Genomic DNA, 26,818 nt, shown 5'->3' with positions numbered 1-26,818 from the left:
GGCATCGTTCCTGCGCCGCGCGCACCCGACGACCCCTCGCGCCCGCCCCGGCACCTGCATCGTCCCTCACCCGGACGCGAAGCGGCCCCCGCCCTCACCAGGAGGACGGGGGCCGCTTCGCGTGACAGGTCTTACGAGACCGACGCGGGGACCACGAGACCGCTGTAGGTCTCGAGGATCCACTCCTGAGTCTCCTCCGAGGTGAGCGCCGCGTAGAAGGCGGCGACGCGCTCGTCGTCGGCGAGCTCGGCGCGGGTCGCGAGGATGTTGAAGTACGGCGACTCGTCACCCTCGGCGACGAGCTGCAGGTCCGACGACAGGCCTGCTGCGGATGCGAACGAGAAGTTCACGATCGCGGCGTCCTGATCGTCGAGCGCGGCGGGCAGGCTCGCCGCGTCGATCTCGAGGAACTCGAAGTCGCTCGGGTTCGAGGTGATGTCGGACACGGTCGAGGCGCCGTCGGCGACCTCGATCAGGCCCGCATCCTGAAGCAGCAGCAGCGCGCGCGACTCGTTCGACGCGTCGTTCGGCAGGGCGATCGAGGCGCCCTCGGGCAGGTCCTCGAGCGCGTCGACGGTCTTCGAGTACAGCGCGAGCGGCGGCAGGTAGACCTCGCCGACGCTGATCAGGTCGTCGCCGGCGTTCTCGTTGTAGTCCTCGAGGAACGGCAGGTGCTGGAACAGGTTGACGTCGGTCGCGCCCTCGGACAGCGCCGGGTTCGGCGTGTTGTAGTCGGAGAACTCGGTGATCTCGATCTCGAGCCCGGCGGCCTCGGCCTGTCCGGAGTCGATCACGTACTGCACGATCTCGCCGGCTGGGACGGCGGTCGCGCCCACGGTGAGGGTCTGCAGCTCCCCGGACGAAGCGGCCGACTCCGAGGTGTCGGCGTCGGTCGAGCCGGAGCACGCGGCGAGGGTCAGGGCCGCGGTCGCGACGAGGGCAGTGGAGAGGATGGGCTTGCGCACGATGATGTCTGCTTTCGTGAAGGGTGAAGGTGTGCCGCGCGGTGCGGCGAGAAGAAGGCTGCGGGTCCGGGACCTGAGCGGTCAGGCGTCCCGGGCGGGCGGCACCGCGGCGGCAGAGCGCGCGGAAGGGGTGCCGCCCCGGCGCATTCGCATGGACATCCAGCCGCCGAGGCCCTGGAGACAGGCCACGATGGCGACGAGCACGATGATGACGACGACGATGTACTCGGTCGAGTAGCGCTGGTAGCCGTAGCGGACGGCGACGTCGCCGAGGCCACCACCGCCGATCGTGCCGACGATCGCGGAGTAGTTGACCACCGAGACAGCGGTGGTGGTGAAGCCGAGGATGAGCCCGGGAAGGGCCTCGGGCAGCAGCACCTTGGAGACCAGGTGCCAGCGGGTCGCGCCGAGCGAGGCGCCTGCCTCGAGGAGCCCCTCGGGAACCTCGCGCAGCGACATCTCGACGATGCGGGAGAAGAACGGCACGGCGGCGACGGTGAGCGGCACGATCGCGGCGGTGACGCCGAATGCGGTGCCGAGGATGAGCCTCGTGAACGGGATGAGCGCGATCATGAGGATGAGGAACGGGATCGACCGCCCCAGGTTCACGATCAGCTGCAGCACGACGTTGAGGACCTTGCCGAATGCGCGCGAGCCCAACGGCGCCTCGAGCATCCCGCCCTTGTCCGTGACGACGAGCAGGACACCGATGATCGTGCCGAGGATCGCGGTCAGGAGGAGCGTCCAGCCCACCTGGTAGAGCGTCTCGCCGGTGGCCTGCCACACGGTCGCGAACAGGTCGGGCCAGAAGTCGGGATCGGTGCTGTCGATCATCGCGCCTCCCTCACCCGGTCGACGGTGAGACCCTGCTCGCGCAGGTCCGCGACGGCGGCGTCGACCTGCGCGCCCGAGCCGCTGAGCTCGAGGCGCGTGCGGCCGGTCTGCTTGCCGTGGATCGTCTCGATCGCAGCACCGAGCAGGCTCACGTCGAGCTCGTGGGTGCGCGCGAGGCGCGAGATGACGGGCTCCTCGGAGGCGAGGCCCACGAAGGTGATCTCGATGATCGTCGTCCCGCGGGGCTCGGGCAGCTCGCCGAGCGGGAACAGGTCGCGCGACATCTGCGACTCGGTGCGCACGACGATGTCGTCGAGGCGTCCCTGCTCGATGATCCGGCCCTCGCGCATGAGCGCGGCGGAGTCGCACAGCGTCTTGACGACGTCCATCTCGTGCGTGATGAGCAGGATCGTGAGGCCGAGCTCCTTGTTGAGGTCGCGCAGCAGCTCGAGGATCGAGGCGGTCGTCTCGGGGTCGAGCGCGCTCGTCGCCTCGTCCGACAGGAGCACCTGGGGGTCGGCCGCGAGCGCGCGGGCGATGCCGACACGCTGCTTCTGCCCGCCGGAGAGCTCGAAGACTCGCGCACCCGCCCGGTCGCTCAGGCCCACGAGCTCGAGGATCTCGGCGCTGCGTGCATGCCTGGCCGCGCGGTCGTGGCCCGCGATCTCGAGCGCGAGCTCGACGTTGCCCTTGACCGTGCGGGACTCGAGCAGGTTGAACTGCTGGAAGATCATGCCGATGCGCTGACGGGCCTTGCGCAGCTCCGCGCCCTCGAGCCCGGTGAGCTCGCGGCCGCCGACTGTCACGGTCCCCGAGTCGGGGCGCTCGAGCATGTTGACCGTGCGGATCAGCGTGGACTTGCCAGCGCCGGAGCGGCCGATGACGCCGTAGATCTCGCCCTGCTCCACCTGGAGGCTCACGTCGTCGAGCGCGCGCACAGGCCCGGAGCGGGCGGCGAAGGTCTTGGAGACCTGCTCGAGCGTGATCATGACTTCCTCAGGGGTGCGCTGATGATGGCAAGCGCACAGCATCGAGCGCGGGGATGGGGAGACCTTACCGCTACGTGAGACAGCGCGTCCACGATGTGATACCTGCGGGGGCATCAAGTGTGACCAGGAACACGCCACCGCGTGCCAACTGGCCCCTGCCGCCGCTCTATCCGGGTCCCGTCGCGTCCCGCGTCGTCCCTCCACCGCCCACGCACCATCGACACTTTGAACCAATCTGAACCACGACACGCCGCTCAACCAGTTGCCGGAGACCGATCTGCGGGGTGTCGCCGCTGAGAGTGGTTCGTACTGTCGGGAACGCCGCTTCGCGAGGGCTAGGTTCGAGGCATCGAGAGACAGCAGCACCGGAGGCGCCACGCATGACCGAGACCGAGCAGACCTACGCGGAGATCCGCGACGCCTACGCCGCCCGCCGGCCCGAGTCCCGCGCCGCATACGCGCGCGCCCGCAGGTGGCTGCCCGGCGGAGAGACGCGCTCGGTCACGCACTACGGCCCGTTCCCCGCCGCGATCCTCCGCGGTCACGGCGCGACGCTCACGGATGCCGACGGCCTCGAGTACGTGGATCTCGTCAACAACTACACCTCGCTCGTCCACGGCAACGCGCATCCGCGCCTGGTCGAGGCGATCCGGTCGACCGTCGGCGAGGGCAGCGCTTTCGCGGCCGTGCACCCGACCCAGCTCGACCTCGCGGAGGAGATCGCGGAGCGCGTCGAGTCGATCGAGCTCGTGCGGCTCACCAACTCGGGCTCCGAGGCGTCCGCGCTCGCCGCGCGCATCGCCCGCCACGCGACCGGGCGGCGCACGCTCATCGTGGCGACGGGCGGCTACCACGGCGGGGTGCCGCCGTTCTCCGACGCGGACGAGCCCGACGTGGTCCAGGTCCCGTACGGGGACGATGCGGCGCTCGAGGCCGCGCTCACGCCCGACGTCGCCGCGGTGTTCCTCGAGCCGTTCCTGGGTGCGGGAGGCGTCGTCCCCGCTCCCGAGGGTTACCTGGCGGCCGCGCAGCTGGCGGCCCACCGCGTGGGCGCGCTGTTCGTGCTCGACGAGGTGCAGGCGCTGCGCAACCACCCGCGCGGCACGCAGGGCGCGCTCGGACTCTCCCCCGACCTGACCCTGATGGCGAAGATCATCGGCGGCGGCCTCGCGATCGGCGCGGTCGGTGGCCGGTCGGGGCTGCTCGAGCTCACGGCCGCGACCCGTCCCGGCCACCTGAGCCACGCGGGCACGTTCAACGGTCACGTCGCGGCCGCGGCGGCGGGCTTCGAATCGCTGCGACTGCTGGATGCTGAGGCGATCGCGACGCTCAACGCCCGGGCGGAGGTCCTCGCGGCCGCGGTCGCACGCGAGGCCGCGACGGCCGGCACGAGCGCCGTGATGACCCGCGCGGGCTCGATCCTGAACCTGCACCCCGTCGTCGACGGCGAGACCGTCACCGATACGAACGCTCACGGGCAGTGGCGCAGCGCGCTGCACCTCGCGCTCATGGACCTCGGGATCTACACGACGCCGCGCGGCATGATCAACCTGTCGACCGCGCTGACCGACGCGGACCTGAGTCGCGTCGCCGACGCCTACGCGGAGGCGCTGACCAAGGTCGGCCCTGCGGCCTGACGCTCGCGCGCCCCGCCTGCTGACGCATCGTCCTGGTGGGACGAGGCGCCGGCGCGCCTACTCCTCGACGCCGACCTCGCGGGCGTTCGTGCGCCACTCGAGGTCGGGGTCGACGACGGTCGGCTCCGCGTCGCGTCCGATCTTGCCCGCGACGAACGCGTAGGCGACGCCGATCACGAGGCCGCCGCCCACGAGATTGCCGAGACCCACGAACGTCATGTTCTTGGCGAAGTCGAACAGCGAGACGTCGAGGCCTCCCTGGCCCATGAGGCCGAGCGCGAAGGTCGTCATGTTCGCGACGACGTGCTCGAAGCCCGAGGCGATGAACGCAAGGACGCCCCAGAAGATGATGACGGCCTTGGCGACCTCGTTGCGCAGGCGGGCCGCGGCCCAGATCGCGACGCACACCAGCACGTTGCACAGCACGCCGCGGAAGAACAGCTCGCTCGCCGAATGGTCGATCTTGCCCAGCAGGTAGTCCGCGTAGAAGTCACCCGCGGCCCCATGGTTGAGCACGCCCGTCTGGATGATGACCCACGCGAAGAGGAACGCGCCGAGCATGTTCGAGAAGAACACGCCGGCGAGGACGCCGGCGGCGCGCGCCCACGAGATCGACCGACGGATCGCGCCGATCGGCAGGATCATCATCGCCGATGTCGCGAGCTCGGATCCCGCGAAGACGACGATCGTCAGGGCGGCGGCGAACACGGAGCCCGCCACGAGCTTGCCGGCCGGGTCATCGGCGGCCATGAAGGGTCCTGCGGCGGACCACATGAGCACGTCGCCCACGCCGATCCACATGCCGGCGAGCATGCCGGACACGATCAGGCGCGGGGGCGTCTTCGACAGCTCGGCCTTGTGGTCGGCTGCGTGGGCGTGGACTTCAACGGTCTCTTCAAGCGAAAGCACGGGATGACACTAGGCGACTGCTTCACGGATCATGAGGTACTGAGGTCCCAGCGGGTGAGATCGTGGCGCTACCGTGTCCTGGAGGAGGTCCAGCGTCGCGAGGAGGAGCCATGCAGGAGCGCCGAAGGGGCGTGGTGAGACGGAGCCGTCAGCCGCGACCGGCCGTCGCCGACGTGACGCCTCGAGTCGGCCATCTGGTCCGCTACGTCGAGGACGGACGGGTGGTCCAGACGCTCGACGACGGCTCACCCTCCGAGGCCCTCGAGTACGCGGGCTCCTCGCCCACGCGCCTCGCGATGTCGCTCTACCCCGCGCCCACCGAGGCCCAGGTCGAGGCCCTCGCCGACGCTTGGGAGCTGCACCCGGTCCTCAAGGAGGACCTCCTGCTGGGCCAGCAGCGCCCGAAGGCGGAGCGCTACGGCGACGTGCTGTTCCTGGTGGTGCGCTCAGCCCGCTACCTGGACGACGCCGAGCGCGTCGAGCTCGCGGAGTTCCACATCCTGGTGAGGCCGAACGCGGTCGCGATCCTGTGCCAGGACAACGAATGGGTGGACGGCACCGACGCCGAGGGCGTGGCCGCCGCGGCGATCAGCAAACATCGCTATGGCGCGGCGCTCTTCGAGTCCGAGCACCTGCTGCGGCTGGGACCCGAGGCCGTGGCGTACTGGCTGCTCGACATCATCGTCGACGCGTACGCGCCGGTCCTCGCGGGCCTCGAGGTCGACAAGGAGCAGGTGGAACGCCAGGTCTTCGCGGGCGATGCCGCGGCCACCGAGCGTGTGTACCGCCTGGGCCAGGAGGTGATCGACCTGCAGCATGCCGTCACCGGCATGGGTGCCGTGCTCGAGGCGCTGCGCCGCGGCGTGGACAAGCACGGACTCGCCCCGAACCTGCAGACGTACCTGCAGGACGTCTCGGACCACCACTCGCACGCGGCGACGCGGGTGCTCGAGCTGCGCGAGACGTTCGCGCAGATCCTCGACGTCAACGCGACGCTCGTGGCGCAGCGCCAGAACGAGGACATGAAGAAGATCTCGGGCTGGGCGGCGATCCTGTTCGCGCCCACGCTGATCGCCGCGATCTACGGCATGAACTTCAGGACGATGCCGGAGCTGGGCTGGGCATGGGGCTACCCCATGGCGCTCGGCGGCATGGGCGCGTTCGCAGTCGTGCTGTGGCTGGTCTTCAAGCGCAACCGCTGGATGTAGGTCGCGCCCTCGCGTACGCCCCGCCCCCGCATCGTCCGGACATGGCGAAGGCCGCCACCCCGGAACGGGGCGGCGGCCTTCTGCCTGCAACTACAGGGATGAGTGGAGATGGCGGGAATCGAACCCGCGTCCGCATGTCCAAACCCAGGTCTTCTCCGGGTGCAGCCTGAGAACTGTTTCTCGGCCCCTCACCCGCATCAGGCGAGCAAGTGAGATAGGCCCAGTCGTCTAAGAGTCCCCCACCCCCCGACGACGAGGAGGTGGAGCCAGTTCCCTAGATGACGCCAGGGTCCAGGTCGGGATCTAGCCTGGTCTGACGGACTTCGAGGCTCGCTTAGGCAGCGAGGGCGAAGTCGGTGCGCTTGGAATCGGCACCTATGGTTTGCAGAGGGCGTTAACGAGATAACTCTGCATTCTCGACCCGCTTCCCCTAGGAAGTAGACACACGTCGAAACCGATCATCCCCTGTGGAGTTGTGCCTTCATTGTACGGGCTCGGGACGATGCGCCGGTAGGCCTTTCGCCGACGGTGGACGGGAGGCAGGCAGGGACGATGCGGATCGCCCCTGCCCGACCCGCACCTACAGCTCGAGCGCCACTGCCGTCTCGAGGGCCGCCTCGATCGAGGCCATCCATCCCTCCTTGAGACGGGAGTTCTTGTCGCCGTAGAGGCTGTCGCCCGTCACGAGGTTGGACGAGCAGGCGCAGACCATGCCCGCCCTGAGCCCGCGCAGGCGCGCGACGACGTACATCGCGGAGCTCTCCATCTCGACGTTGAGGATCCCCATGCGGTTCAGCTCGGCGATCCACTCGGGGCCCTCGGCGTAGAAGGCGTCGTCGGTGGCGTTGATCCCTGAGAAGACGGACCGCTCGCTGTCGGCCATCACGGCCGCGGCGGTCTCCTTGAGCGACTGCGCGATCGCGAGATCGGGGATCGCGGGATAGCCCGGATGCACGTAGGCGGCGGTCGTGCCGTCGTTGCGCAGCGAGCCCTCGGACACGAGCAGGTCGCCGGGCTCGACGCCCTCCTGCAGCGCGGCGGACGAGCCGACGCGGATGAACGAGGTGACGCCCACGCGCGCGAGCTCCTCGACCGCGATCGCGGTCGAGGGACAGCCCATGCCCGTGGAGGTCGCCGTGATGAGGCGGCCCTTGTAGTAGCCGGTCATGGTGCGGTGCTCGCGCTTGTGCGCGACGTCCTTCACGTCGGTGAGGAACTCCGCGACGAAGGGGACGCGGAAGGGATCGCCCGGCAGCAGCGCGACCGTCCCCACCTCCCCCGGCGCGATATCGATGTGGTACTGGCGGGCATCGAGTCCGACTGCGGACTTGTCGACGATGTCGGTCATGGTCGTAGGGACCTTCCGGCGCAGGACCCGAGGGGCGGGGCCCGCCTCTAGCGGAGGGCCTGCGTGAGCACGATGCTAGCCCGCGGGTGTTTCGCCCGCGTTGCGGTCGGGAAGCGCCCGCCCGGGTCCGAACAGCGCGGCCCAGGCCCAACCGGCGGCGACCTCGGGCGACTCGAGCGGATCGCGGTCGAGCCATGCGGTGATCACGCCGAGCACCGTGCCGGCGACACCCGCGGACAGCACCTCGAGGGGAACCCCGTCATGCTCAGGATCCGGGACCATCACGCGCTCGGGCGCGTCCTGGCGGATCATGTCGGCGACCCTGGCTCGCAGTCTCACGATCACGGCCCCGCTCGCCGTGCCGGTGAGGGCCTGGCGATAGATGTCGGGGTTGTCGGCGATGTGCGAGAGGAAGTCAATGAGCAGCGCGGGTGGCACCGCGGGATCGAGCTCGACGTGCGCGAGCTGGGCTCCGGCCTTGGTCGCCGCAGCGTCCAGGGCATCCGCGAGCAGCGTGTCGGTATCCGTGTAGTGCTGATAGAAGGTGCTGCGGTTGACGCCTGCCCGCTCGGCCACGTCGCTGACGCTGACCTCGGACGCGGGCTTCTCGCGCGCGAGTGCGAGCAACGCCTCCTGAAGGCGCGCGCGGGTCCTCAGCACACGGGCATCCATAGACGCATGGTGCCAGGTTTCTCAGCCGGAAGCGAGAGATATCCAACATTTGTTGGGTATCTCTCAGAATCGGGTTACAGTGAGTGCAGGCATCGTCGCCATCTCCCCACCCCCATACCTTGGAAAGGCTCTGACGTGGCCAATCTGCTCTATCGCCTCGGACACTCGTCCTCGAGGCACCCATTCGTGGTGATCACCGCGTGGATCCTCACGCTGCTCGTCGCCGGAGGCGCGTTCCTCGCGTTCGGCGGCACGCTCACCCAGTCGTTCAGCATCCCGGGCACCGAGACCGAGAAGGTCACGGACCGCATGTCCGAGGAGATCGACGGGCTCGATGGGCTCAGCGCCCGCGTCGTCTTCCAGACCGCGGACGGCTCGGAGATCACCGAGGAGCAGCAGGCACAGATCGCCGCAGCCCTCGAGACCGCGCTCGACACCGCGTCCGTCGAGGCGGTCGTCGACCCGTTCGCGACCCAGGCCGAGCTCGAGGCTCAGCTCCAGCAGCTCGAGGACGGCGCCGCCGAGATCGAGGCCAACCAGGCGGAGATCGACGCGAACCAGGCGGAGATCGACGCGAGCCAGGACGAGATCGACGCGCAGCAGGCGCAGATCGACGCCGGCCTCGCCGAGCTCGAGTCGCAGCAGTCGGAGCTCGACGCAGGACAGGAGCAGCTCGACGCCGCCATCGAGGCCGCGAAGGAGGACGGCACGTACGCGTACGCCGAGGCGACCTTCGCGGAGCAGCAGGCGCAGATCGACGCCGGCCAGCAGCAGATCGACGCGGCGCGCACCCAGCTCGAGGAGGGCCAGGCCCAGCTCGACGCGGGTCAGGCGCAGCTCGACGACGGCCAGGCCCAGCTCGACGAGGGCCAGGCCCAGCTCGACGCGGCAGCGGAGCAGCTCGAGCTCGGCAAGCGCCTCGCCGCCGCGGCCGCGGAGATCCGCACGGTCTCCGACGACGGCACGACCGCGCTCGGCATCGTCCAGTTCAGCGAGACCGCGTTCACGCTCGAGCAGGCCGACAAGGACTCGGTCATGGACGCGATCACCGAGGCGACCCCCGAGGGCCTGAACTCGTACTTCTCCGCCGACATCGCCACGAGCGTCGAGGGCATCATCGGCGTCGGCGAGATCGTCGGCGTGCTGCTCGCGCTGGTCGTCCTCATCGTCATGATGAGGACCCTCATCCCCGCGCTCCTCCCGATCGTCACCTCGGTGATCGGAGTCGGCGTGGGCGTCGCGACGGCGATGGCGTTCTCGGACGTCGTCGAGATGTCCTCCGTCACGCCGATCCTCGGCGTCATGCTGGGCCTTGCGGTCGGCATCGACTACTCGCTGTTCATCGTCAACCGCCACCGCAGCCAGCTCCGCCGCGGCATGGAGGTCCACGAGTCCGTCGGCCTCGCCAACGGCACCTCCGGCAACGCGGTGGTGTTCGCGGGCACGACCGTGCTGATCGCGCTCCTCGCGCTCAACGTCACCGGCATCCCGTTCCTGGGCATCATGGGTTCGGTCGGCGCCTTCTCGGTGCTCGTCGCCGTGGCCGTCGCGGTCACCCTCACGCCCGCTCTGCTCGGCCTCATCGGGATGCGCGCGCTCAACAAGAAGGCCCGCGCGACGGTGGGCGCCCCCGAGCACCACGAGGCTCCCGTCGAGCCGATGACGACGTGGAAGGCCGTGCTGTCGGCGGTCGTCGCGTCCGCCCTCCTGCTCGTCATCGCCATCCCCGCGCTGTCGATGCGGCTCGGCCTGCCCGACGGCACCCAGGAGCCGACCGACTCGACGCAGTACCAGGCCTACACGATCACCGACGCGAAGTTCGGCGAGGGCCTCAACGGCACCCTGCTCGTGACGGCGGAGCTGCCCGAGGCCGTCTCCGACGACGACCTGCTGGCGGCCGAGGTCTCGATCGCGGAGACCCTCATGGCGGTCGAGGACGTCACCGCGGCCACGCCCGTGGGCGTCAACGACGACAACTCGTTCATCGCCTTCCAGGTCATCCCGGCCGAGGGACCGTCGAGCCAGTCCACCGAGGACCTGGTCCACGAGCTGCGCGACCTGACCCCGCTCGAGGACGGCACCGTGCTCGGCGTCGCGGGCGAGGCCAGCGGCAACATCGACATCTCCGAGCTGCTTGCGAACGCGCTGCCGATCTACCTGGTGGTCGTGGTCGGGCTGTCGCTCATCATCCTGATCGTGGTGTTCCGCTCGCTGCTGGTGCCGCTTATGGCGACGTTCGGCTTCGTGCTGTCGCTGTTCGCGTCCTTCGGCGCCGTGGTCGCGGTGTACCAGTGGGGCTGGCTCGGAGGCATCTTCGGCGTCCACGATCCGGGCCCGGTGCTGAACTTCCTGCCGATCATCCTCACGGGTGTGCTGTTCGGCCTCGCGATGGACTACCAGCTGTTCCTCGGCTCGGGCATGCGCGAGTCCTACGTGCACGGCATGGACGCACGCCGCGCGGTCGTCGCCGGTCGACGTCACGGACGCGCGGTGGTCACCGCGGCCGCGATCATCATGATGTCGGTGTTCGGAGGCTTCATCTTCAGCCACATCAACCTGATCCGCCCGATGGGCTTCGGCCTCGCGGTCGGCGTGCTCGCGGACGCCTTCGTGGTCCGCATGCTCATCATCCCCGCGCTCATGCACCTGGCGGGCGAGAAGGCCTGGTGGATGCCCAAGTGGCTCGACCGGATCCTGCCGAACGTCGATGTCGAGGGCGCCGCGCTCGAGCGCAGCCACCCGGTCCCCCACGCGGAGGACGCGGACAATGCGGACAATGCGGCGGTCGCCGAGTCCGAGTCGACGGACGATGCTGCGGTCACCGAGGGCGAGGCCGACACCAAGGCCTGACCCGGTCCGCACAGCGCGAAGGCCGCGACCCCTCCTGGGGTCGCGGCCTTCGTCGTGTCTGGCGACTGCAGCATCGTCGCTCCTGGAACTCCCGCTGCTCACCGTCGACGAGCGCATCGTCCCCGTGCCCCGTCGGCACCCGCATCGTCCGGCCCTTGCTCCACCAGCCCCATGCACCCCGCACGGATCCCTCCGCGACACCCCGGCGACATGCCGACCCCGCCCCGCGACACGCTGGCGTGGCGGATCCGATTCCGTGCGCAGTGCAGGCGGTGAGATGCAGAAACGGCCTGCGGACCTCCCCTCACGGTAAGGCCCACAGGCCGGATCTGGAATGCGGGGGGCTACTCGACGGCGCCCGTCAGGGTCACCGTGTGAAGCAGCTGGTGGACGCGGTCACGCAGACCGTTGCCGATGCCGACCGGGTCGGCCTCGACGGCCTTCTCCGTGGCGGAGACGGTCCCGGGCGCGAGCACCGCGAGCATCACGTCGTTGCCGTGCAGCGCCGCCTGGGCGGGGTCCATCCAGGAGCCGAGCACCGCGTCGGTCGTGACGAAGCCCTCGAAGCCCCACTCGCCGCGCAGCACGTCCTGCAGCAGCTCGGACGAGCCGCCGGCCCACTTGCCACCGATGTTGATGAACGAGCTCATCGCACCGGTGGGCGCCGAGTCCTTCACAGCGATCTCGAACGGCGCGAGGTACAGCTCGCGCAGCGCCTGCTCGGAGGTGAACACGTTGATGCCGGAGCGCGCGTTGACCTCCTGGTCGTTCAGGACGAAGTGCTTGATCGTCGTGACGATGCCCTGGTCCTGCGCGCCGTTCACCATGGCCGCGGCCATCGTGCCCGAGATCAGCGGGTCCTCCGAGAAGTACTCGAAGTCACGCCCGCCCATCGCGGTGCGGTGCAGGTTCATGCCGGGGGCGTACCAGACCTCGACGCCGTAGATGTTGGCCTCGATGCCGACCGACTCGCCGACCGCGTAGGCCAGCTCGTCGTTCCACGTGGACGCGATCATGATCTCGGACGGATACGCGGCCGCCTCGAGGTCGGCGAACAGCGAGTTCAGACCCGCGGGGCTGTCGAGCATCGTGATCGACGGGATCCCGAGACGCTCGACCTCGGCGGTCTTGTAGGCGCCGTAGGAGAACAGCTCGATCGTCTCCTCGAGCGTGAGCTGGTCGAGGAACGCGTCCCACTGCGGGTCGTCCATGTCGAGGCCGACCATGTCGGCCAGCGTGAGGCCGTTGTCCGCACCGTACGTCGGGGCCTCGCCCTCGGCGGCCACGATCTCCGGGTTCATGAGCGCGAGGACCTCGTCGGACGCGGTCTCCGTGCCGTCGGGCGCGGTCGGGTAGGTGCCCTCCCAGTCGGCGCGCGACAGGTAGGTGACGTCGCCCTCGGCGAAGTCGAAGCGGCTCGCGTACTCATAGCCGGTGTCGGCGTCGGTCGTGTAGACGACCGCGTCGGCGATCTCGTGGTCGAACGACGCGACCGGGGTGTGGACGTCGGTGGCGACGGTCAGCTCGTACAGGCCTGCGTCGAGCACGTAGTTGCCCGCCTCGGTGTCCCACGACGCCATGTCGCGCACGTCCCACGAGATCGTGACGGTCTCGGAGGCGCCGGGCTCGAGCTCGGCCGTCTTGGCGTAGCCGGCGAGCTCGATCGCGGACTTCTCGATGCCGCCCGCGGTGTACGGGGCGGAGAAGTAGGCCTGGACGACGTCCTTGCCGGCGACGTCGCCCTCATTCGTCACGGTGACGTCGACCGTCACCGCCTCCTCGGTGACGACGGGCTCGGCCACGTCCCACACGAAGTCGGTGTAGCTGAGGCCGTGACCGAACGGGAACTGCACCGCGGCCTCGTAGCCGGCCTCGTCGTCCAGGTACCGGGTCTCGTAGTAGCGGTAGCCGACGTAGATGCCCTCCTCGTACTCGAGGAACGCGCGGTCCGCGTTGGTGTACGTGTGGCTGCCGAAGTTCTCGGCGCCGGGCGCCGAGGTGACGTCGTAGGCGTACGTGTCGGTGAGGCGACCCGACGGGTTGACCTCGCCGGACATGATCTTCGCAAGCGACACCGCGCCCTGCTGGCCGGGCGTGCCCATCCAGACGACGGACTTGATCTGCGGGTAGTCCTCGACGAAGCCGAGCTCCATCTGGTTGCCGGCGTTGACCACGAGGATGACGTCGTCCTGGCTGGCGGTGACGACGTCCAGCAGCGCGATCTGCTCATCGCTGAGCTGGAGGTCCTCCTGGGACAGGTCGGAGCCCTCGCCGCCCGCGGCGCCGATCACGACGATCGCGGTGTCGGAGTAGTCGGCGGCCTGCGCCATGACCTCATCGGTGAGGTAGTCGGGCGCGGGCTCTGCGGTGCCGGCGGCGCCCATGGCCATCTCGACGATCTGCACGAGGAAGTTGCTCGAGCCCTCGGTGTGCTCGGCGCCCGCATCCTCCATCGTGGCGTAGAGGTCCTCGTTGTACGCGATGCCCTGGTCGGCGAGCGCCTCGTAGAGCGTCGGGGCGCCCTCGACGGCTGTGCCGCCGGAGCCGCCGCCGCCGAGCAGCAGGTTGAAGGACGCGAACGAGAACACGTTCACCTTCGCGTCGTCGGCGAGCGGAAGGACGTCGTCCTGGTTCTCCATGAGGACCATGCCCTCGTCAGCGATGTCCTCGGTGAGCTCGAGCGCGGCCTCACGGGCCGCGACGGCCTCGGGGCTGTCGTCGTTGAACTCGAGGCCGGCGATGCGGCCGAACGCGCCCGCGTAGGGCGCGGCGAGCAGGACGATCCCGAACGCGGCGACGGCGCCGACGCCCCAGCCCGCGAAGCGGAACGGGCGGCGGGACACCTTGCGGTAGACCTTCGCGCGGCGCTTGTCCTCGCGACGCTCGTCCTTGGGCATCTCGGCGCGCGCGGACTTGCGCTCGGCCTTCGCCGCGGCGGCCGCCTGCTTGTCGGCGGCCTTGGCGGCCTTGCGGTCCTCGGGCGTCATCGCCTTCAGCTCGGCGGCGCGCTCGCGCCTCGCGGCGCGGTCCGCGCGGACGCGTGCGACCGCGTCCTGCTTGATCTCTCTACGGGTAGCCATGTTCCTCTCGGCTTTCGTGGGGGGGGTCGGGCGCGCGTGCATCGGTGCAGCGCGCGGTGGTCGGTGGTGAGGTCGGGCGCGCGGAGATCGGCTCGGCGCGCGGCTGTAGGTGGGTGGGTCAGGCGCGCTTGCTGCGTCGCAGCGCGCGCCAGGCGGTCCCGGTGCGGTGGAGTCCCTTCCAGAACTGCCCGTTGACCATGAGCAGGAGGCCGTCGACCATGTGATCGTCTGCTGCCCCTCCGCTCAGTCGCGCGACGGACCTGAACGGCAGGTCGAGCGCGAAGTGCGTGTTGTTCGCAGCGAGAGGCTTGCGCAGCAGCATCAGCACGTCGCCGGTGGTGTCGATCAGCCAGTACAGGAAGCCGGCGAACCCGCCGCGTCCCTGGCACTGGGCGATGATGTCGTCCCTGGTGAGCTCCTTGGTCGCGTCCCAGCCGCTCGGAGGCAGGGTGCGGCCCAGCAGGGCCACGTACTCCTCGTCGGGGACGGCGTGCACCTGGCCGCTCACGTAGTGCGGGAGGGACGATGCGGTGTCCGCGTCGGGCATCGGACCGCCGTCGACAGTGAGGTCGGCGGACACCCGGAGGTCGCGGGACGACGCACCCGCGAGCACGCGGTAGGCGCCGCCCACGGTCGCCCAGTCCCCCGCCTCGGCGTCGAACACGTCGAACGCGTGCTCGCGGTAGGCGACCTCGACGGTCCGAGACTCACCCGGCTCGAGCGTCACCTTCGCGAAGCCCGCAAGCTCGCGCGGCGCGCGGAACTGACCGGCCGCCGCGTCGGGCGCCTCGGTGTAGACCTGGACAGTCTCGGTGCCCGCGCGGTGTCCGGCATTGGTGACGGTGACACGGGCCGAGCGGGGGCCGGCGATGAGCTCCGAGTAGGCGAACGTCGTGTACGACAGGCCGTGGCCGAACGGGTAGCGGACCTCGGCGCCGAGCTTGTCGGCGTGCCGGTAGCCGAGATAGATGCTCTCGCGATGCTCGGAGGTGGCCTGGGTGCGCCCGAAGGTCGCCGACGACGCGACGTCGGCATAGGTCATCGGGTAGGTCTCGGCGAGGCGTCCGGACGGGTTCACCGCGCCGGTGAGCACGTCGGCGATCGCGGTGCCGCCGCCCTGGCCGCCGAGGTAGCCGTGGACGATCGCGTCGACAGAGCTCGCGAACGGGAGCTCGACCGGAGCGCCCCCGGCGAGCACGACCACGAGGCGTGCGCCGTGACGCGTGAGCTCGCGCACGAGCGCGATCTGGTTCTCGGCGAGGCGCATGTGCGCACGGTCGACGGCCTCGGCCTCGGCGGACTCGTCGAGGCCGAGGAACAGCAGCGTCACGTCGGCACGCTGCGCGAGGGCGACCGCGCGGCGCCGGCGCCGCTTCGACTGGCCATCCATGCGGCTGAAGCCGGGCTCGTAGCCGATGATGTCGAGGTCGGTGGCGCGCAGCGCGTCGAGCGCGCTGTCGACCCTGGTGGGGTTCACGAGCGAGCTGCCGGCGCCCTGGTAGCGCGGGGTCGCGGCGAAGTCGCCGACGACCGCGACACGGCCGGCCTTCGCCGGATCGTCGAGGGGCAGGAGCCGCACACCCTCGACGTCAGGGGCGTTGCGCAGCATCACGATCGACTTGCGCGCCGCCTCGACCGCGAGCGCGTGGTGCGCGTCGAGGTCTGCGGGCGCCGAGCCCTCACGCGCCGACGCCGTGCGCTCGATCAGGGTCAGCACCTCGTCGACACGCGCGTCGAGCACGGACTCGTCGAGCTCGCCGGCCTCGACCGCGGCGACGATCTCCGCGTCGGTCACGCCCTCGGTCGAGGGCATCTCAAGGGCGTTGCCCGCGACGAGGCCCGCGACACGGTCGTTGCTGCCTCCCCAGTCGGTGACGACGAGCCCGTCGAAGCCGAAGCGTCCGCGCAGCGTGTCCTCCACCAGCGTCGCGTTCTCGTTCGCGTAGATGCCGTTGACCTTGTTGTACGAGGTCATCACGGTCCAGGCGCAGCTCTGGTCGAGCGCGATGCGGAAGCCCTCGAGGTACAGCTCGTGGAGAGCGCGCTCGTCGACGATCTCGTCGACGCTCATGCGGTGGGTCTCCTGGCTGTTGACCGCGAAGTGCTTGAGGCAGGCCGCGACCCCGCGGGACTGGATCCCGCGTGCGAGAGCACCGGCGAGCATGCCCGACAGCAGCGGGTCCTCGGAGAAGTACTCGAAGCTGCGCCCGCCGAGCGGGTTGCGCTTGATGTTGAGGCCGGGCCCGAGCAGGACGCTCACGTCCTCCGCGGCGGCCTCGGCGCCGAGCGCGTCGCCGACGCGCTCGAGCAGCGGGACGTCCCAGCTGTTGGCGAGAGTGGCCGCCGGCGGGAAGCACGTGGCCGGGATGCTCGCGTTGAGTCCGAGGTGGTCGGCGGCGCCGCCCTGCTTGCGCAAGCCGTGGGGACCGTCGGTCAGCATGATCGCCGGCACGTCGACACGGTCGACTGACTTCGTGTTCCAGAAGTTCGCTCCCGACATGAGCGAGGCCTTCTCCGCGAGGGAGAGATCGGCGCGCACAGAAGCGCGGCGGGCGACGTTGTCCATACCGATAACGATACAGCAACTTCCACCAGTCGGTGGACATTGGGTGTGGCACGATGCTCTCGTGAGCACACGGGACTCGACGCAGCAGCAGCGTCACCAACGGCAGGACGGCTACGCGACCGGCAGGGTGACGAAGCAGGCGATCGTCGAGCGCGCCGCCGCCGCGTTCGCGGAGAAGGGCTTCTACGGAGCGTCGCTGCGCTCGATCGCGCGCGAGGCGGGCATCGACCACTCGACGCTGCTGCACCATTTCGGCAACAAGACCGCCCTGCTCCTCGCGGTCATCGAGTGGCGAGACACGCGGGGTCTGCCCGGCGGCGCCGAGGCCGTCGAGGCGGCGATCGAGGAGATGTCGACGCTTCCCGTCCAGACCATCGCGGACGCGCTCGTCGCGAATGCGCGGCACAGCCTCGCGACACCAGGACTCGTCCAGCTCCTGTCGATCCTCACCGCCGAGGCCGGTTCGCCCTCGCACCCCGCGCGAGAGGTCCTGCAGCACAGGCACGGGCTCTTGCGAGGCATCCTCGCCGACACGATCGCGCGCGGGCGAGAGGACCACGGCGGCACCTCCGACCCCCTCACCCCGGAGCAGCGAGCGGTCGCGGTGATCGCAGCGCAGGAGGGCCTCGAGACGTACAACGCCCTTCACCCGGGAGAGATCGACCTGCCCACGATCTTCGGCCAGATCCTCGCGGAGGCATTCGAGCTCGCCCCGCGCACCGCCGAGGAGTCGCCCGAGGGCTGAGAGCTCGACAGCGCTTCCCGCTGCCTCAGCGCAGCGCGGGCGCGACGATCTCCGCCATCCGGCGGATCGTCGGCTCGGCGTGCGAGAAGGCCCGGTAGTAGCCCGCGCACAGGTGGTTGAGTCCGGGCTCCCCGTCCGCGGTGCGGTCGAAGCGATCCTTGGGGCAGCCGCCATGGCACGCCCAGCGCACGGGGCACTCGACGCATTGACGAGGCAGGCTCGTCCGCTTCGATGCTCCGAAGCGCTTCTGCTCGGGCGAGCGCAGCATCGTCTGGAGCGGCTTGTCCGCGACGTTTCCCAGCAGGTAGCCGGGCTCGACGTAGTGGTCGCACGAGTAGACGTCGCCGGTGTGCTCCACCGCGAGCGCAGCGCCGCACTCGGGCGAGTGGACGCACATCGAGTACTGCCCGAGCGCGTTGCCGAGCATGACATCGAAGTGCTGGACGAAGACGCTGCCGACGTCGCGCGCGGCCCACTCGTCGAAGATGCTCATCAGGAATTCACCCCACGCGGCGGGGTCGACGCTGCGGCTCGTCACCGCGTCCCCCTGCTGGCGGTACAGGATCCGCGTCCCGCTGCCGTCCTTCCAGCCCTGCTCCGCGATCGGCAGCTGCTCGCGCGTGACGCGCTCGACGATCGGGATGAACTGCATGTGGCGCGCGCCGAGCTCGTCGCGGAAGTACCGGTAGACCTCGAGCCCGTGATCCTGATTGGCGGCGTGCACCGTGCACAGGATGTTGAACTCGACGCCATGGCGCTTCAGCACCTCGTGCCCGCGCATCACCTGCGCATGCGTCGCGCGCCCCGCCTTGTTGACCCTGAAGGTGTCGTGCAGGTGAGCCGGACCGTCGACGCTCAGCCCGATGAGGAAGCCGCGCTCGGCGAGGAACTCGCCCCACGCATCGTCCAGGAGCGTGCCGTTGGTCTGAAGCGTGTGCCGCACCGTCTGCTTGGGGCGGCGCAGCTGCTCCGCGAGCGCGACCGCGCGGCGGAAGAACGGCAGCCCGCGCATCGTCGGCTCGCCGCCCTGCCACGCGATCTCGACCTCGCCGTCGGGCTGCGAACGCAGCAGGTTGGACAGGTACGACTCGAGCCCCTGCTCGGACATGCGCTGGCCATCGTGGTCGTACAGCAGCTCCTTGGAGAGGAAGAAGCAGTACGTGCAGTCGAGGTTGCACGCGGCGCCCGTGGGCTTGGCGAGCACGGTGAAGGGCAGGTTGCGTCGACCGCCGGGGCCGGCAGGGTCGATGCCCGGCACGGCGACGACGGCGGGCCGCCGCACAGGCTCGGGCGACGAGGAAGTCATTCTCATATCTTAGATTGACCGGGCCGAGCAACACCGGGACGGTCGCCCCAGTCCTGCGGCGACCGTCCCAGTGCGCGTCGGCTCAGTTCCAGCCGCGCAGGTTCTCCTGGTCCTCGGCCTCACGGCGCTCGAGCTCGGCCTTGAGCTCCGCGGCGATCTCGGGCTGCGCGTCGTGGATGTCGTAGGACTCGCTCGGGTCGGCCTCGAGGTCGAACAGCCAGGGACCCTGCACGTGCGCACCGATGGTGAACACGTCGCCGCTCATCGTGTAGAGGTACGGCGTGCGCTTGTGGTACTTGTACTGGCCGTCGCTCACCGCCATCAGCTCGCTGCCGGCGTAGTAGTAGTAATACTCGCTCGCGACGTCGCTCTCGCCCGCGATGAGCGGGGCCATGCTCGAGCCGTCCAGCGCTCGGTCGGTCGGCAGCGGGAGGTCGATCCAATCCAGGAGCGTCGGCATGAGGTCCGTGCCCATGGTCATCGTGTCGATCGTCTGACCACCCTCGACGCCGTCGGGCCAGTGGACGACGAACGGCACGAGCTGGCCGCCCTCGTAGACCATGCCCTTGCGGCCGCGATGGTCGCCCGCGTCGCCCTGGAACCACGGGCCGTTGTCGCTCGTGACGATGATGATCGTGTTGTCGAGCTGGTCGGTAGCCTCGAGCTCGTCGACGATGCGGCCGATGCCGTCGTCCAGCCCCTCGACCACGTCGCCGTACAGGCCCGCGTCGGAGCGCCCCTCATTCTCCGCGGCCGCATACAGCGGCTCGTGCGGGAAGTTGTGGGCGAAGTACAGGAAGAACGGGTCCTCGGACTCCCCCGCCTCGGCGATGAAGTCGACCGCGGCGTCGGTGTAGAGGGCGTCGAGCTCGGTCTGGTCGACGGTCTCGAGGAGCACCTCGTCGTCCTGATAGATCTGGAACGGCGTCATGTCGTTCGAGTAGCGCGAGCCCAGGAAGGAGTCGAAGCCGAAGTCGTTCGGCAGCGAGCCCTCCTTGTCGCCGATGTGCCACTTGCCGATCATGCCCGTGTCGTAGCCCGACGCCTGGAGCACGTCGGGGATCGTGATCTCGGCCTGCGTGAGACCATGCGCGTCCGACATGAGGTTCATGAGGTTCATGGCCCCGGAGCTGGGGAACAGCACCTCGGGGACGCCGGCGCGCGGCGCGAGGCGGCCCGTCAGCATCGCGGCGCGCGAGGGCGTGCAGACGGCCGACGGCGAGTGGTAGTTCGTCATCACGACGCCGTCCTCGGCGAGCGCGTCGAGGTTCGGCGTCTGGATCGGGGTGTCGCCCATGAAGCCCAGGTCCTCGTAGCCGAGGTCGTCGTAGTACACGAGCAGCACGTTGGGCGAGCCCTCGGCGGCGGCGCCGGCGATGCTGTCCAGGTAGTCGTCCTTCGAGTCCTCGTGCTCGGGCGAGTTGTCGGGCTTGCTCGTGACCATCTGAGTGAGGACGTAGCCGACGCCCGTGAGCGCGGCGACCCCGGGGATCGCCATCACGAGGCCGGTGCCCTTGAGGATCCGCCTGCCGCGACCGCTCTTCTTCCTGGTCTTGGTGGCCACGGGGGCGTGCTCGACGGCGGGCTGCGCGTCGGGCGCGGCCTGCTTCGACGCGTCCGCCTCGGGGGCGTCGCCCAGCGGGCTCTCCGGGGGCAGCTCAGATGACATCGTCGTCCTTCTCCTCAGTCATGGCCCGGCGGCCGTGGCCGTCGGTGCTCGTGCGTGCGGCCTCGCTCGCGCGCGACAACGTCATCGGGACCATCGTCGGAGAGCTCGGCTCACTCACGCGGGCATGGTGCGGTCACCATTGGCCATACCGAGAATGATAACGCAATCTCCACCACATGGTGGACATAGGCGGGTGCGTGCGGGGCGCTACGCGAGCGGGCTCACCAGCCGCCTCCGCCACCTCCGAAGCCGCCCCCGCCGACCGAGCCTCCGCCAGAGAAGCCGGACCCGCCCGAGGATCCTGGCGTGGGGGCGGTCAGCGCGGAGCCCGCGAGCGACTCGAAGCGCTCCATGCGGTGGCTCAGCCCCGCCGAGTACATCCAGAAGGTGCCGTACGCATAGCCGTGGTACCAGGTGGGATCCTCGAGCCGCTGGCCCCTCGCGGCGAGCTGCTCGAACACCCTCGCCCACCGCTCGGCGTGGCCGAACGCGATCGCGAAGGGCAGGTAGCGCGAGAACACGTCCTGCCCCTCCTCGAAGCGGATCTGATCGGCCTCCGCGGTGCGCAGGTACAGCTCGAAGCCCCGCGTCTCGGCCAGCACGCGGCTGCCCTCGGCGGTCCTCGCAGGGGCGACCGCGACCGTCGACAGGATCACGATGCCCACCACGACGACCGGGATCGCGAGCACCGCGAGTGACACCGTGAACCCGAGCAGGAAGCCGAGCCCCACGCCGCCGAGCGCGACGATCGCGCCGAGCCCGGCCCACGAGGCGCGGGCCTTCTGCGGGTTGCCGCGGAACCAGCCGAGCGCGGTGACGTCCTCGTAGAGCGCGCCCTGCACGGCGGTCATGTACTTGAGGAAGGTCGTCTTGAGCTCGTCGAGCGTCACCGTCGTGCGCGACTCGAACAGAGCGTCCAGAAGCTGTCGCTCATAGGCGAGGAGCGCATCGTCCGCGTCCCTCTCCCTCGTGAGCCTGAAGTCCCCGTCCTTGGAGTCCAGGTCCCCGACCGGCTCGATGCTGAGGTAGCCGCGCACCGCGAGGTCGATCATGGTCGCGGTGACGTCGCGGGTGTCCGCCTTCTCATCGATGAGCGTGCCGAGCTGCCCCGGGCGCAGACCCGCGGGCGGCTGGAACTGCACCGCGACGGGAGCGCGCTTGTCGCGGCGCCGCACCGGGGCCGTCGCGCCGAGCGTGGGCGCGAGGCCTGGCGTGACCTGGTCGTAGGCGACGTCGAGGGCGTTGCGCCTCAGGTGCCGGACGACGAGCCACAGCCCGAGGGCGAGCATCGCGAGCGCCGCGCCGATCGAGATCCAGCCGAATCCGAACGAGCCCCAGAAGGTCCGCTTCTCGACCAGGACGGGCGCCGTGTCGAACGAGCCCGCGGGGTAGGCGATCGCGACGGTGAGACCCTCGAAGGCCCCGAGGCGGTCCTGGGTGAACACGACCGTCTGGCCCTGGTTCTCGGCGGAGGTGCACGGGTCGCTCCCCCACCCCGCCCAGCACAGCTCGTCGGAGGCCTCGACCGACGACTCCACCTCCACGGTGATGTCCGACAGCGGGATCTCCCAGCTCGTGCCGATGACGTTGACGTAGAACTCGTCCTGCACGACCTCGTCGCCCTCGCCGCCGAGGTCCGCCGCCGTCGTGCCGTTCATGATGCCGTCGACCGTGTAGTCGAGGACGTAGTCCTGCGCGCCCGACACGTCGTCGATGTCCTCGTCGCCGATGCGGATGGTCACCACTCCGGCGGACTCAGTGACGTAGGTCTGCGCCGGCGCACCGGTCGGGCTCGAGGCCTCGACGTCGTGGACGTCGTACAGGCGCACGTGCGCGCCGTCGCCGTAGTCGACCTCCGTGGGGAAGGTGAGGTAGGGGCCATGGCCCGGGTCGTCGCCGAAGTCGAAGGTGAACGCGACGCTCACGTCGGCCGAGCCGTCCGCCTGGAGCACCCAGGTGGCCTCGTACTTCGTGATCTGGCGGCCCGTCGTGCCACTCGCCGTCGCATCGTCCGTGGACTCGGCGACCGCCACCGAGGGGACGATCGCGAGCAGCGACGCCGCAAGTGCCGTGAGGAGGGCGCGGAGGGTCCTGGTCATACCCCCATCATGCCCCCGCGCGGGGACATCTCCCCAGGTCACGGGGCCTTCGTCGGAAAGAACCTCAGTCGCGCGCGCGGCGCAGGCTCATCGCGCGCTCGGCCTCGCGCTTGTCCTGCTTCTCGCGCAGCGTCTGGCGCTTGTCGTGCAGCTTCTTGCCTCGGGCCAGGCCGATCTCGAGCTTCACGCGGCTGCCCTTGAAGTACAGGCGCAGCGGGATGATCGTGTAGCCCTTCTCACGCGTCTTGTGCATGAGCGTCTCGATCTCGTGCGCGTGCAGCAGGAGCTTGCGCTTGCGGCGCACCGAGTGGTTGGTCCAGGTGCCCTGGACGTACTCGGGGATGTGCAGGTTCTCGGCCCACACCTCACCGCGGTCCACGTGGATGTAGCCGTCGGCGATCGTCGCGCGGCCCATGCGCAGCGACTTCACCTCGGTGCCCATGAGGGCGACTCCCGCCTCGAAGGTGTCGTCGATGAAGTAGTCGTGGCGCGCCGCTCGGTTGGTGGCGATCACCTTGATGTCGTCGGCCATCGCTCACCTCCTGGATCCTGCGGGGCTGGCTGCCCCGGCGCGCTGACACGGACCTCCCAGCATAGGCCACGGTGTCAAGGGACGATGCGACGGCGACCCGGGACGGCGAGGTCACCCCCGCAGCGTCCGGGAGAACGGCTCAGCTGATCGACGGCAGGATCGACATCGGGTTCACCGTCGACCCGTTGAGGTACACCTCGAAGTGGAGGTGGCAGGCCGTTCCGGTGCCGGTGTTGCCCGAGTAGCCGATGAGGTCGCCCTGGAGCACCACGTCGCCCGAGCTCACCGCGAAGCTGGTGAGGTGGTTGTAGCTCGTCGCGAACGTCTTGCCCTGATAGGTGCCGTTGTTGAGCATCACCTGGTTGCCGAACCCGGCGCGCCACTGGGACCACATGACCGTGCCATCGGCGGCCGCATAGATCGGCGTGCCGCAGTAGGCGCGGAAGTCCGTTCCCGCGTGCAGGCGCCAGTAGTGGTAGACGGGGTGGTAGCGCATGCCGTAGCTCGAGGTGATGTAGGGCACCTTGGTGGGGAACGCGAGGACACTTCCGTTGCTGCCGACCGAGGCGCTCGACCCGGAGCTCGAGCCCTGCTGCTTCTTCTTGGCGGCCGCCGCGGCCGCGGCCTCCTCGGCCGCGGCCTTGGTGAGGAGCCTGCGCAGCTCGTCGCGCACCGACTCCTGCTGCGACTGAAGCTTGTTCTGCTGAGCGAGGTAGGAGTCGCGCTGCGACTCGAGGTAGGCCGTGAGCTCCTCCTGCTCGGCCACGGCCGACTCGACCTTCGCCTTCTTCGCGGCGGCGTTCTCCTTGGCCTCCTTGGCCGCGAGCTTGGCCGCCTCGGTCTCGATGACGAGCTGGTCGGCCTTCACCTTGAGCCGCTCGATCTCCTCGCGCACGGCCTCCTGGCGGGACTCGCGGTTGCGGTTGACCGCGGCGATCTCCTCCATCTCGGCGAGGGCGTTGGCCTGCACCCGCGCGGCGGCATCGCGCGCCGCGTAGTCATCGACGAAGTCGTCCGAGGACTCGGCGCCGAGCACGACCGCCAGGCTTGAGATGTCCGCACCCGTGTAGCTGTCGCGGGCGATCACCGCGAGCGCCTCGCGGATCGCCGCGACGCGGTCCTCGTCCTCCGCGATCTCGTCGCCCAGGGCCTCCTCCTGCGCCTGCGCGGCGGCGAGCCTGTCGGCGACGATCTGCTGCTCGACGAGCGCGGCGTCGTAGGCCTCCTGCGCGGCGGCGTACTTCTTCTTCGCGGCGCGGAGCGCCTTGCGCAGGCCGGGCAGCTCGCTCTCGAGGGCAGCGAGCTTCTCGGTCGCCTCGGCGATCTCCTGATTGGTGTCCTCGAGGCTGGACTGGAGCTCCTCGAGCGCCTCGGCGTTCGAGGCCTGCTCCTTCTTGGCGTCGGCGATCTCGTCGTCGTACGAGGACGAGCCGACGGTGGTCGGCGCGGTGGCCGCGGCGCTGCCGACGAGCAGGCCGCCGCCGATCGCGGCCGCGAGGATCGCGGCCAGGAGGGAGACGAGACGACGCGGTGGGGTCCTCATGCGCGCGTGTACCTCCCGAGCGTGAGCAGCGAGGCGGCCGCCGCGAGTCCGAAGGCGATGAGGACGAGCCATGGCGCGATCGCGAGCACGTCGTCGCCGGTGACGTAGTCGACCCAGCCCACGGAGGAGCTCAACCAGTCCTGGACCAGGTACTGGACCCCGAACCACAGGCCGACGGTCGCGAGGATGGCGCCCGTCGTCGCGGCGACCGCGCCCTCAAGCATGAACGGGAGCTGAATCAGCGTCCTCGACGATCCGACCATCTTCATGATCGTAGTCTCACGTTTGCGACTGAGTGCGGAGAGCCGCACGGTCGTGGTGATCAGCAGGACCGCGGTGAGCAGCATCACGGCCGCGAGACCGGCCGCCACGAGCGTCGCGGCGTTGAGGAACGCGAAGAGGTTGTCGAAGATCTCGCGCTGGTCCTGCACCGACTCGACACCGGACAGACCCTGCGTCGCGTCGGCGACGACCTGGAACTGCGAGGGGTCGAGGAGCTTCACGCGGAAGCTCGCCTGCATGTCGTCCGCGGTCAGGTACTGGACGAGCGAGTTGTCGGCCCGCGCGGCGAAGTTCTCGTAGGCCTCCTCCTTCGACTCGTACGTGACGGTGTCGACGAGGTCCGCGACCGCGCCGGTCTCAAGCACCTCGAGGATCGCGTCCTCCTGTGCGGGGGTCGCCTCCCCCTGTGCGCACTGCTCGTTCACCGAGTCCGTGGGGCACAGGAAGATCGACACCTCGACCTTGCCGTACCAGTCGTCCTGCAGCTGGCCGATCTGCGTCTGGATGAGCGCGGCCGAGCCCACGAAGGTGAGCGACACGAAGGTGACGAGCACGACCGACAGGGCCATGGTCGAGTTGCGGCGCAGGCCGTTGATGACCTCGCCGAGGATGAACTGAAGCCTCATGCGCGCTCCAGCCCGTAGACGCCGCGGTCCTGGTCGCGGACCAGGTGTCCGCCCTTGAGCTCGATGACGCGCTTGCGCATCTGGTCGACGATCTCGTCGTCGTGGGTCGCCATCATCACTGTCGTGCCGGTGCGGTTGATGCGGTCCAGGAGGCGCATGATGCCGACCGAGGTGCCCGGGTCCAGGTTTCCGGTCGGCTCATCGCACAGCAGGATCGGGGGCCGGTTCACGAACGCGCGCGCGATCGCGACGCGCTGCTGCTCACCACCAGACAGCTCGTGCGGCATGCGCCGCTCCTTGCCGGCCAGGCCGACGAGCTCGAGCATCTCGGGCACGGTCGACTCGATGTCGCGCCGTCCCTTGCCGATCACCTGAAGCGCGAAGGCGACGTTCTGGTAGACGGTCTTGTTCGGGAGCAGGCGGAAGTCCTGGAACACCGCGCCGATCTCGCGGCGCAGGTGGGGCACCCGCCACGACGTGAGGCGGTTGAGGTGACGGCCGGCGACGTAGACGTCGCCGCCGGTCGGGCGCTCCTCGCGCAGGATGAGCTTGAGGAAGGTCGACTTACCGGAGCCGGACGAGCCCACGAGGAACACGAAGTCCCCGCGCTCGATCTCGACATCGATGCCTTCGAGCGCGGGTCTCGCACCTCGCGAGTACACCTTGCTGACGTTCTCTAGACGAATCACAGTGACGTGGCGCGGGGGGACGGACCCACGCCTCCTTCATGCATCGTAAGCAACCACACGGTACGTCCTGGGAGGCCACGCCGCCCCCTTCGTGTCCGAAGAATCACACTGCGGTGATACGTCCCATTCGTTCCCCGCACAGCGCGGCCGCGCCCTCCCGCCCGACCGTCGCATCGTCCCTGGGCTCGGAGCGCACGGACACTGCGCGCCCTCCCCCAGCACTCCGCCCCGCCCGGCCCGGACAGTTCGAACCAATCCGAGCGACGACA

20 protein-coding genes and 1 other RNA gene are annotated in these 26,818 nt (G+C 69.7%); 4 read left to right on the top strand and 17 right to left on the bottom strand.

The genetic code is table 11. The annotated features are described in order from the left end of the window. Nucleotides 1-131: 131 nt before the first annotated feature. From B7K23_RS08120 to B7K23_RS08110, 3 genes are all read right to left on the bottom strand, one after another. A complete protein-coding gene (locus B7K23_RS08120; RefSeq protein WP_143338159.1) occupies nt 132-965 on the bottom strand; it encodes a MetQ/NlpA family ABC transporter substrate-binding protein in 834 nt (277 codons plus the stop codon). An 81-nt stretch (nt 966-1,046) separates the two neighbouring features. After that, nucleotides 1,047-1,799 carry a methionine ABC transporter permease gene (locus B7K23_RS08115; RefSeq protein WP_084125835.1) on the bottom strand — a complete coding sequence of 251 codons (753 nt, stop codon included), beginning with the start codon at nt 1,797-1,799 and terminating at the stop codon, nt 1,047-1,049. Then, nucleotides 1,796-2,788, bottom strand: a complete 993-nt coding sequence (locus B7K23_RS08110) for a methionine ABC transporter ATP-binding protein (RefSeq protein WP_084125834.1) — start codon at nt 2,786-2,788, stop codon at nt 1,796-1,798. Before B7K23_RS08110 ends, B7K23_RS08115 begins: the two co-directional genes overlap by 4 nt. 380 nt (nt 2,789-3,168) lie before the next feature. Here B7K23_RS08110 and B7K23_RS08105 point away from each other — a divergent pair, with 380 nt between their 5' ends. Continuing rightward, nucleotides 3,169-4,425: an aminotransferase class III-fold pyridoxal phosphate-dependent enzyme gene (locus tag B7K23_RS08105; protein ID WP_084125833.1), complete on the top strand. Its 1,257-nt coding sequence runs from the start codon at nt 3,169-3,171 to the stop codon at nt 4,423-4,425. A 57-nt stretch (nt 4,426-4,482) separates the two neighbouring features. Here the strand turns inward: B7K23_RS08105 and B7K23_RS08100 are convergent, their stop codons facing one another. Continuing rightward, complete coding sequence (locus B7K23_RS08100; RefSeq protein ID WP_084125832.1) at nt 4,483-5,334, bottom strand: formate/nitrite transporter family protein; 852 nt, start codon at nt 5,332-5,334, stop codon at nt 4,483-4,485. A gap of 134 nt (nt 5,335-5,468) precedes the next feature. On the opposite strand from B7K23_RS08100, the gene B7K23_RS08095 reads away from it, so the two are divergent. Then, on the top strand, nt 5,469-6,542 hold the full coding sequence (locus B7K23_RS08095) for a magnesium and cobalt transport protein CorA (protein ID WP_234996445.1): 1,074 nt from the start codon (nt 5,469-5,471) through the stop codon (nt 6,540-6,542). 100 nt (nt 6,543-6,642) lie between these two features. Here the strand turns inward: B7K23_RS08095 and ssrA are convergent. The 3 genes from ssrA to B7K23_RS08080 form a co-directional block, all read right to left on the bottom strand. Further along, nucleotides 6,643-7,008: a transfer-messenger RNA gene (gene ssrA, locus B7K23_RS08090) on the bottom strand. Between the two features lie 114 nt (nt 7,009-7,122). After that, nucleotides 7,123-7,890 (bottom strand): nucleoside phosphorylase, encoded by a 768-nt coding sequence (locus B7K23_RS08085; RefSeq protein WP_084125830.1) that lies wholly within the window; start codon nt 7,888-7,890, stop codon nt 7,123-7,125. 75 nt (nt 7,891-7,965) lie between these two features. Then, entirely contained in the window at nt 7,966-8,562 is a 597-nt protein-coding gene (locus tag B7K23_RS08080) for a TetR/AcrR family transcriptional regulator (RefSeq protein ID WP_084125829.1), read from the bottom strand. A gap of 135 nt (nt 8,563-8,697) precedes the next feature. Here B7K23_RS08080 and B7K23_RS08075 point away from each other — a divergent pair, with 135 nt between their 5' ends. Next, nucleotides 8,698-11,412 (top strand): MMPL family transporter, encoded by a 2,715-nt coding sequence (locus B7K23_RS08075; RefSeq protein WP_084125828.1) that lies wholly within the window; start codon nt 8,698-8,700, stop codon nt 11,410-11,412. 344 nt (nt 11,413-11,756) lie between these two features. Here the strand turns inward: B7K23_RS08075 and B7K23_RS08070 are convergent, their stop codons facing one another. Then, the gene (locus B7K23_RS08070) at nt 11,757-14,492 is read right to left on the bottom strand and encodes a glycoside hydrolase family 3 protein (protein WP_159451360.1); all 2,736 of its coding nucleotides are present in this window, start codon (nt 14,490-14,492) and stop codon (nt 11,757-11,759) included. 118 nt (nt 14,493-14,610) lie between these two features. Then, on the bottom strand, nt 14,611-17,058 hold the full coding sequence (locus tag B7K23_RS08065) for a beta-glucosidase (RefSeq protein WP_084125826.1): 2,448 nt from the start codon (nt 17,056-17,058) through the stop codon (nt 14,611-14,613). Between the two features lie 61 nt (nt 17,059-17,119). Between B7K23_RS08065 and B7K23_RS08060 the strand changes: the two genes are divergently transcribed. Beyond that, nucleotides 17,120-17,803, top strand: coding sequence for a TetR/AcrR family transcriptional regulator (locus B7K23_RS08060; RefSeq protein WP_159451359.1), 684 nt, complete (start codon nt 17,120-17,122; stop codon nt 17,801-17,803). A 25-nt stretch (nt 17,804-17,828) separates the two neighbouring features. Here the strand turns inward: B7K23_RS08060 and B7K23_RS08055 are convergent, their stop codons facing one another. From B7K23_RS08055 to ftsE, 8 genes are all read right to left on the bottom strand, one after another. Then, entirely contained in the window at nt 17,829-19,109 is a 1,281-nt protein-coding gene (locus B7K23_RS08055) for an anaerobic sulfatase maturase (protein ID WP_084125824.1), read from the bottom strand. 82 nt (nt 19,110-19,191) lie between these two features. Continuing rightward, complete coding sequence (locus B7K23_RS08050; RefSeq protein ID WP_084125823.1) at nt 19,192-20,778, bottom strand: sulfatase; 1,587 nt, start codon at nt 20,776-20,778, stop codon at nt 19,192-19,194. Then, nucleotides 20,768-20,896 (bottom strand): hypothetical protein, encoded by a 129-nt coding sequence (locus B7K23_RS16040; RefSeq protein ID WP_255376300.1) that lies wholly within the window; start codon nt 20,894-20,896, stop codon nt 20,768-20,770. Before B7K23_RS16040 ends, B7K23_RS08050 begins: the two co-directional genes overlap by 11 nt. A 103-nt stretch (nt 20,897-20,999) precedes the next feature. Further along, complete coding sequence (locus B7K23_RS15720) at nt 21,000-22,877, bottom strand: DUF2207 domain-containing protein (RefSeq protein ID WP_084125822.1); 1,878 nt, start codon at nt 22,875-22,877, stop codon at nt 21,000-21,002. A 64-nt stretch (nt 22,878-22,941) separates the two neighbouring features. Next, nucleotides 22,942-23,409, bottom strand: coding sequence for an SsrA-binding protein SmpB (gene smpB, locus B7K23_RS08040; RefSeq protein ID WP_084125821.1), 468 nt, complete (start codon nt 23,407-23,409; stop codon nt 22,942-22,944). A 139-nt stretch (nt 23,410-23,548) separates the two neighbouring features. Next, on the bottom strand, nt 23,549-24,952 hold the full coding sequence (locus B7K23_RS08035; RefSeq protein WP_143338158.1) for a M23 family metallopeptidase: 1,404 nt from the start codon (nt 24,950-24,952) through the stop codon (nt 23,549-23,551). Next, nucleotides 24,949-25,860 (bottom strand): permease-like cell division protein FtsX, encoded by a 912-nt coding sequence (gene ftsX, locus B7K23_RS08030; protein ID WP_084125819.1) that lies wholly within the window; start codon nt 25,858-25,860, stop codon nt 24,949-24,951. The genes B7K23_RS08035 and ftsX overlap by 4 nt, the downstream gene beginning before the upstream one ends. Further along, on the bottom strand, nt 25,857-26,549 hold the full coding sequence (gene ftsE, locus B7K23_RS08025; protein ID WP_084125818.1) for a cell division ATP-binding protein FtsE: 693 nt from the start codon (nt 26,547-26,549) through the stop codon (nt 25,857-25,859). The genes ftsX and ftsE overlap by 4 nt, the downstream gene beginning before the upstream one ends. Between the last annotated feature and the right edge of the window lie 269 nt (nt 26,550-26,818).

It is taken from the genome of Demequina sp. NBRC 110054 (assembly GCF_002090115.1).
Taxonomy (GTDB): domain Bacteria; phylum Actinomycetota; class Actinomycetes; order Actinomycetales; family Demequinaceae; genus Demequina.
Note: the sequence above shows the minus strand (reverse complement) of the source record. Positions and strands in the feature narration are given on the sequence as shown.